10 protein-coding genes and 1 pseudogene are annotated in these 7,372 nt (G+C 37.3%); all 11 read left to right on the top strand.

The window, feature by feature from the left end; translation table 11 throughout:
• A partial coding sequence (locus tag B2Z27_RS15730) for an ion channel (RefSeq protein ID WP_286814363.1) occupies nucleotides 1-389 on the top strand: 389 nt, incomplete at its 5' end.
• A gap of 18 nt (nucleotides 390-407) precedes the next feature.
• Nucleotides 408-884, top strand: coding sequence for a nuclear transport factor 2 family protein (locus B2Z27_RS15725; protein WP_286814362.1), 477 nt, complete (start codon nucleotides 408-410; stop codon nucleotides 882-884).
• Between the two features lie 6 nt (nucleotides 885-890).
• Nucleotides 891-1,469: a DUF2911 domain-containing protein gene (locus tag B2Z27_RS15720; protein ID WP_210707487.1), complete on the top strand. Its 579-nt coding sequence runs from the start codon at nucleotides 891-893 to the stop codon at nucleotides 1,467-1,469.
• 86 nt (nucleotides 1,470-1,555) lie between these two features.
• Nucleotides 1,556-2,782 (top strand): permease, encoded by a 1,227-nt coding sequence (locus tag B2Z27_RS15715; protein ID WP_286814361.1) that lies wholly within the window; start codon nucleotides 1,556-1,558, stop codon nucleotides 2,780-2,782.
• Between the two features lie 25 nt (nucleotides 2,783-2,807).
• Complete coding sequence (locus B2Z27_RS15710) at nucleotides 2,808-3,518, top strand: PepSY domain-containing protein (RefSeq protein WP_286814360.1); 711 nt, start codon at nucleotides 2,808-2,810, stop codon at nucleotides 3,516-3,518.
• Nucleotides 3,519-3,539: 21 nt separating this feature from the next.
• The gene (locus B2Z27_RS15705) at nucleotides 3,540-4,028 is read left to right on the top strand and encodes a DUF305 domain-containing protein (RefSeq protein ID WP_286814359.1); all 489 of its coding nucleotides are present in this window, start codon (nucleotides 3,540-3,542) and stop codon (nucleotides 4,026-4,028) included.
• A gap of 31 nt (nucleotides 4,029-4,059) precedes the next feature.
• Nucleotides 4,060-5,863 (top strand): annotated as a pseudogene (locus tag B2Z27_RS15700) (efflux RND transporter periplasmic adaptor subunit).
• A 46-nt stretch (nucleotides 5,864-5,909) separates the two neighbouring features.
• A complete protein-coding gene (locus tag B2Z27_RS15695) occupies nucleotides 5,910-6,083 on the top strand; it encodes a hypothetical protein (protein ID WP_189319491.1) in 174 nt (57 codons plus the stop codon).
• Nucleotides 6,083-6,649, top strand: coding sequence for an AraC family transcriptional regulator (locus tag B2Z27_RS15690; protein WP_286814471.1), 567 nt, complete (start codon nucleotides 6,083-6,085; stop codon nucleotides 6,647-6,649). Before B2Z27_RS15695 ends, B2Z27_RS15690 begins: the two co-directional genes overlap by 1 nt.
• A gap of 207 nt (nucleotides 6,650-6,856) precedes the next feature.
• Entirely contained in the window at nucleotides 6,857-7,129 is a 273-nt protein-coding gene (locus B2Z27_RS15685; protein ID WP_099647740.1) for a thioredoxin family protein, read from the top strand.
• Between the two features lie 57 nt (nucleotides 7,130-7,186).
• Nucleotides 7,187-7,372, top strand: a 186-nt coding sequence (locus tag B2Z27_RS15680) for a metal-sensing transcriptional repressor (protein ID WP_286814358.1), incomplete at its 3' end; no start/stop codon positions are given.

Genomic DNA, 7,372 nt, shown 5'->3' with positions numbered 1-7,372 from the left:
TAACATTACTAAAGATAGGATTCATTATAGCCTTGTCCTTTAACCAACTAATGAAGATAATTGGTCAGAGCCATCTATTGAGCCACGTACTGGTCTTGTTCGGATACCTGATTGTGTTGATAGTTTTATCGTTTGCAATAGATTACACGGCGTTACAGTTTGTGGATGCTATTCATTTTAAAATGAACAACAGTATTGGCAATGATGGACTGTCGGTATTTTTTGATTTATCCTATTTTAGTTTGATAACATTCTCATCAGTAGGATATGGTGATATAGTCCCAATTTCCTTACCCGCGAAAACCCTGGTGGCACTTGAAGTGGCACTGCGGTTTTTCGTCCTGGTCTTTGGTATCGCAAATGTGAATAGAATTCGAGTAAATAAATAACCCTTAAAAACTAAAAGTATGCAAACACTAAAATCAACTACAGTAACAATGTTGCTCATAATAGCGACAAGCCCACTATTCGGTCAAGATGCAAACGCGGAAAAAGATGCAGTGCTTACAGTAATGAAAAGCTATAAGAATGCCCTACAAAATCTTACGACCGATGGTACTTTCGAATTATTTACCGAGGATTCCGAGGTTTTTGAATCGGGAGGCGTCGAGGGTACGTACAGCCACTATATAGAACATCATTTAGGACCGGAATTGGGTCATTTTGAAAAATTCGAATTTTCAGATTATGAAATCGATATAAAGGTAGATGTACCCTATGCCTTTACTACCGAAACATACGTATATACCATTGTCCTCAATCCGGACGACAAGGGAAATAGTCGGACCATAAAGAAAAAAGGGGTAGCAACCTCACTCCTTAAAAAAATAGATGGAAAATGGAAAATAATAAAAACCCATTCATCTTCAAGAAATACAAAATAACAACCGATGAGTAGATATATTTCAATAAGTATAGTGTTCGGTCTTCTTCTTATTACCAGTTGTAAAGAGAAGAAAACCGAGCCAATGCCAGAACAGTCAAAAGAAGCAACCACAGACCAACCGCCAAAAAAAGAGCTAAGCCCACACACCTCTGCAATGGCGACCATTGGTAATGCGCACATCCATATTGATTATTCATCGCCAGGGGTTAGGGACAGGATGATTTTTGGTGGTTTGCTGGCGTATGACCAAGTCTGGCAAGCTGGGGCACATATGGCTACGTGGATAGAGACAGATACGGATATAGAAATAGATGGTAAGGAACTGAAAGCAGGTAAATATGGATTTTTTACCATTCCTTCAAAAGAAGAATGGACCATCATTTTAAATTCCAATTGGAACCAGCACGGAAAGGATGAATATGACGAAAAAGATGATGTAATACGATTTAAGATAACACCGATTATTGCAGATAGTCTAAAAGAACACTTAGAATATAATATCAAGAAAATTAGTGATACGGAAGGTGAGATAACATTAGCTTGGGAAAAAGTTAAAGTAGTAATTCCATTCAAAGTAAAATAACAAGATAGGGTCAACAAGGGTACGATGATAAAAAATATAAAAAAACGTGTATCATCAAAGAATAAAAAACTAATACAGTTTAAACCGTGAACGAATTTTTAAAACAATGGGGCGAAGCCGCCTATACGACCACCGGATTTTTCTGGATGGCGCTTTGGGCGTTCATTTTGGGATATATCATCAGTAGTATGATACAGATTTTCGTGACCGAAAAGCGGATGCAAAAAACAATGGGCGAAAACGAAGGCAAAAGTGTGCTTTTGGGCACGTTTTTCGGCTTTATAAGTAGCTCGTGCAGTTTTTCGGCTTTGGCAGGTACAAAATCCATTTTTAAGAAAGGGGCAAGTTTTGTGTCTTCCATTGCCTTTCTGTTGGCATCGACCAATCTCGTCATAGAATTGGGGATTATCATTTCCATCTTTTTAGGTTGGCAGTTCGTGGTGGGCGAATATGTAGGTGGTATTCTCTTGATTGGTATTTCGTGGATTTTGATACGACTCATCAATCCTAAAAAACTCATCGAAAAAGCCCGTAAAAATCTCGAAAATGAAGATGATGATGAGATGGACGGTTCCAAAGATTGGAAGAAACAAATCAAGAACGAAGACAGTTGGGCGCGCGTTGCCAAAAAATACAAGATGGAATGGCAAATGGTCTGGAAGGATGTAACCGTAGGTTTTACCGTTGCGGGTATTACAGCGGCTTTTGTGCCAGATTCGTTCTTTCAGACCTTATTTATCAATAGCGGTCAAGGCAATACAGATTTTACTTTTCTCGAAATTCTGGAACATATCGTGGTCGGTCCAGTTGCCGCATTTTTGACTTTTATCGGTTCAATGGGTAATATTCCGTTAGCAGCGTTACTATTCGGAAAAGGCGTGAGTTTTGCTGGCGTAATGGCCTTTATTTTTAGCGATTTGGTGGTTTTTCCAGTACTGAGAATCAATGCAAAGTATTATGGTTGGAAAATGTCATTGTTCATCACGTTTTTATTGTTTACAGCATTAATTGGTACGGCATTGGCACTTCATTATGGATTTGATTTATTGAATATGCTACCAGATTCATCACAGGTGAAGATTCAGGATAGCGAATTTTTCAAGATTGATTATACCTTTTTCTTGAACGTTGCTTTTCTCATCATTTCGGCCTATCTCGTTTATCTGGGTTTTTTCAAGAAAAAAGATGTAGAACATTCAATGAGCGAGATGGCACCCAAGAGTCCATTGTTGGAAAGTGTTTTAAAATATGCAGCCTTCATCTGTTATATATGGCTCGCGGGAGGACTGACTGCAAAATTTTTAGTGAACTAAAATTCGGATATAGAATAAAACAAATATGGTCAACAGAAAAACAGCAAAGTGGATTCGAAAATCCCACCGCTACTTGGGTATCTTCCTGGGTATTCAGTTCCTGATGTGGACGATTAGCGGTATGTATTTTAGCTGGACGGATATTGATGAAATACACGGCGACCAGTTCAAAAAACAGGAGCAAAAACAGATGGTTTTTTCAGATTTATTGGGTACGGGTCAATTAAATAGTATGCAACCCATCCAATCGCTGGAATTATTGGAAATAGCAGAAGAACCTTACTATTGGATAAACGAAGCAAAGCTTTATAATGCCAAAACAGGAGAGGGAAAGGAAGGTATCACTAAAGAAGAAGCGCAAGAGGTAGCACAAAGATATATGCTTCCAGAGCTTAAAATTGCCGCAATAAAAAGGATAGAAGAAGTCGGAAACCACCACGAATATCGAGGACGTCCCCTACCTGCTTATGAGATTTCGTATGAAACACCACAAAATTTAAAGGCTTATGTGGCTGTCGAAAATGGGGCGTTTCAAACGGTGCGGCATAGAGATTGGCGCTGGTTCGATTTTTTATGGATGACCCACACAATGGATTATCAGGGAAGGGATAACTTCAACACTATTGTTTTAAGAGCTTTTTCACTCTTAGGCTTGATAACGGTATTGAGTGGCTTTTTGCTTTGGTATATTTCATCACCAACTCTTAGAAAATTAATTAAAAACAAACGTAAATAAGTAACATTAAAATCAACTATTATGGAAAATTCAAATGAACACAAAAAGAAAAATCAATACACAAAATTTGTAGGAATGCTCGCTGCATCCTTTGTTGCAATGTATATCACAATGTATCTAAATACCTATGAGTGGGACCACGTATGGTTTAGCCTAACCCGCTTTTATATGGTTTGTTTAGGGATTGCAGCGATGACCATTATTATGTTTGTTGCAATGCGCGGGATGTACAAAAACAAGAAAAAGAATATCGCAATTGTTTTAGGCAGTATAGTGTTGTTTGTAAGTGCTTTGACATTGGTGCGTGAACAAAAATCAACCGTGGGTGATGTACTTTGGATGAAAGCGATGATACCGCACCACTCAATAGCTATTCTAACAAGTAAAAGAGCAGATATCAAAGACTCTGAAGCTAAAAAATTGGCAGAAGAAATTATTGAGGCGCAATTACGAGAGATTGCCCAGATGAAAAAAATTATTTACCGATTAGAAAACGAAAAAGAGGAATAGTACGAGTACTAATTTCTGTAAAATTATTATTATGAAAAAGAACATTATTTATATAAGTATTGCAGTTATCGCAGGCTTATTGGCAGGGTATCTCAAATTCGGGAACAGAACAAAATGATGTTAAGGATTTATCCGATATGTCAGATACCCACGACCATTCCGGCGAGTCGGAAAACCAAATGTGGACCTGCTCAATGCACCCACAGATTATGCAGCCCGAACCAGGTGACTGCCCTATATGTGGAATGGACTTGATACCTGCCGAATCTGGTGCAGATGGCCTTGCAATGAATGAGATTAAAATGTCAGAGAACGCAATGGCGCTGGCAAATATCCAAACTTCTGTTGTTGGTAAAGGACAAATAGGAAGCAATTCCCTTAAATTATCTGGTAAGATAAAAGCCAATGAAGAGTCTAATGCAGTACAGGTCACCTATTTTGGAGGAAGAATTGAAAAACTATACGTAAATTCTACAGGAGAGCGTGTTCGCGCAGGGCAGCGCTTGGCAACGATTTATTCACCAGATTTGGTTGCGGCGCAGCAGGAGTTGCTTACCGCTTCATCCTTGAAAGAGTCGCAGGCGGAATTGTATAAGGCTGTTAGAAATAAACTTAAACTTTGAAAGCTTTCAGAAAAGCAAATAAACGCTATAGAAACTGCTGGAAAAGTACAAGAGAATTTCCCTGTTTTTGCAACCGTATCGGGCACGGTTACTTATAAAATGGTTGAAGAAGGCGACTATGTTAAACAGGGTCAACCCTTGTAAAAAATAGCGAATCTAAATACTGTTTGGGCAGAATTTGATGCTTATGAAAACCAGATTGCATCCCTAAAAGAAGGGCAAAACATAAAAGTAATCACCAATGCTTATCGTAACGAAGTATTCGACGCCAAAGTCTCGTTTATTGACCCATTATTAAACTCTGTGACAAGAACTGTAGTTGTGAGAGCGGCTTTACCAAATAAGAAAGACCTCTTTAAGCCAGGAATGTTTGTAGAAGGAACAATCGAGGGCACTCAAACAAGCGCAGAAAATACCGTTTCAATACCTACCACGGCCGTTATGTGGACAGGTGAGCGCTCTGTAGTCTATGTAAAGACCAAGCCTAATGTTCCTGTTTTTGAGATGAGAGAAGTTCGGTTGGGTAACGCTACTGGTGATAGTTATACCATCCTCGAAGGTCTTAAAAATGGAGATGAAGTGGTAACCAACGGAACATTTACCGTAGATGCCGCTGCACAATTACAAGGTAAAAAAAGTATGATGAATGCATCAGGAGGTAAAACGATGACAGGTCACGAAGGACATCTGGGAATGCAAGAAGGTAGCTTTGGAGAAAATGCAGATAAAACCAATCATTCTCAAATGAAAGAAAGAATTGAAGTTTCTAACAAATTTCAGAATCAGTTAAAACAGGTTTTCGATGATTATATCCTTTTAAAAGATGCTTTGGTAAATGATGAGGCTAAAAGCGCTCAACAAGTAGCAAAGCAAATAGACCAATCCTTGAAAAAAGTGGATATGAAGTTATTATCCGGTGAAGAAGCACATAACCATTGGATGACCATTCAGAAAGAACTGAAGAAATCTGCCAATGCTATAGAAAAAAGTTCAGATATAGCAAATCAAAGAGTGCATTTCAAGCATCTCTCTGCCCATATGATAAGTGGCGTACAGCTCTTTGGTGTAAATGAAACAGTGTATAGTGAATTTTGCCCTATGGCAGATAATAATAATGGTGCTTTCTGGTTGAGCTTAGAAAAAGAAATTCGCAATCCGTACTACGGTGAGGCAATGCTAAAGTGTGGTGAGGTTAGTCAGACAATTGAATGAATTTTTTTGGATTAATTAAGTAATCCTTGTCATATAAATAAGTACGATGATGAGTGAAAGCAGAAGAAATAGAAGAAAGGAAAAAAGAAAAACTTCCAAAAGCGAAATCTCTAGGAAAGATAAAGTTATTGGTATACTAGCGATGGCAGCCATTTTTATGGCTGCAGTAATCGCAATAATATTAATGAATCTTGGTTTTTTCAAACATTTGTTTGAATGATAAAAAATATCCTACATATAAAAAATATGGTTTGCCCGCGATGCATATCTTCTGTTTCACGAATCTTAGATGATATGAATATTTCCTATCGTACAATAAAGTTGGGCGAAGTACAATTGGACGCTCAACTTGAAAATGAGGAAAGGGCGGTTTTATCCAAAAAATTAAATGAAGAAGGCTTCAGTATTATAAACAATCGTAAAGCACAACTCATTGAAAGAATGAAAAACTTGGTTGTAAAAACCATTCACCATTCCAATGAAGGTAAAGACGTTATTTGGGCTAAGCTCATAAGCAATGACTTTCACCTGGATTATAAATATTTAAGTTCATTATTCTCATCTGTTGAAGGTATAACTTTAGAGCAGTTCATCATCAATCAAAAGATTGAGCGCGTAAAAGAACTAATAGTTTATGATGAATTAACCTTAAGTGAGATAGCTTTTAAGTTAAACTATAGTAGTGTTGCTTATTTAAGCAATCAGTTTAAAAAGCTGACAGGAATGACCCCTTCAAAATTTAAGAAGAGTACGAATCAAAATCGCAAATCTTTGGATGAGATTTGATAAAAAGTTCCATTAGAATAAGGGATTTCTTGTTTGTAAGCTCAAGGAAAGTGTACGCTAAAGCCCACATCATTAAGGCTAAAAGAGCTTTATTTCTTAAACACTCTACCGTAAACCTAAAATAATTCAAAATAAATTTGGAGACCACCCCTATGCCAACCCCATCTTTGTCGTGTAATTAATTTTAATCATTAAAATCCTAAAAAGATGAATCGACAAATTGAAGTATTCACGGCTGGATGTCCAGTATGTGAACCAGTAGTAAAAATGGTAAAAGAAATGGCTTGCGACTCTTGTGAAGTTACTGTTTATAATACAGTTGAACAATGTGACGAAAAAGTCTGTGTTGACAAAATGAAAGAGTACAACATCAATTCCCTGCCTGCAGTTGCTGTAAACGGCAAATTACTTTCTTGCTGTAAAAACAGAGGAGTAAATAAAGATGAATTAATCGCTGCAGGAGTTGGAAAGGCAATTTAAAAGGAAGTTGCTAAATTTAACATCAATACATTCCAAACGCTGTAAACAGCGTTTGGAATGTATTTAATTGAAATCACTATGTTGCCAAAAGATTTAACAAAAGACCTTAAAGACCGTTTAAAGAGTATCAACGGACAAGTAGAAGGGATTATAAAAATGCTTGATAAAAGTGATAATCCTGCTCAAATTCTCAATCAGTTTAAAGCGGTTAACAAAGGATTTGAAAAAGCCCAACATCTTCTT

Source organism: Maribacter sp. UBA3344, assembly GCF_002362375.1.
Classification (GTDB): Bacteria; Bacteroidota; Bacteroidia; order Flavobacteriales; family Flavobacteriaceae; genus Maribacter; species Maribacter dokdonensis.
This window is presented reverse-complemented; position numbering and strand designations above follow the sequence as displayed.

Excerpts from the sequence above, each read along its gene's own strand:
- B2Z27_RS15725 (WP_286814362.1), top strand. The coding sequence starts at position 408 with ATGCAAACACTAAAATCAACTACAGTAACAATGTTGCTCATAATAGCG.
- B2Z27_RS15720 (WP_210707487.1), top strand. The coding sequence starts at position 891 with ATGAGTAGATATATTTCAATAAGTATAGTGTTCGGTCTTCTTCTTATT.
- B2Z27_RS15710 (WP_286814360.1), top strand. The coding sequence starts at position 2,808 with ATGGTCAACAGAAAAACAGCAAAGTGGATTCGAAAATCCCACCGCTAC.
- B2Z27_RS15705 (WP_286814359.1), top strand. The coding sequence starts at position 3,540 with ATGGAAAATTCAAATGAACACAAAAAGAAAAATCAATACACAAAATTT.
- B2Z27_RS15695 (WP_189319491.1), top strand. The coding sequence starts at position 5,910 with ATGATGAGTGAAAGCAGAAGAAATAGAAGAAAGGAAAAAAGAAAAACT.
- B2Z27_RS15685 (WP_099647740.1), top strand. The coding sequence starts at position 6,857 with ATGAATCGACAAATTGAAGTATTCACGGCTGGATGTCCAGTATGTGAA.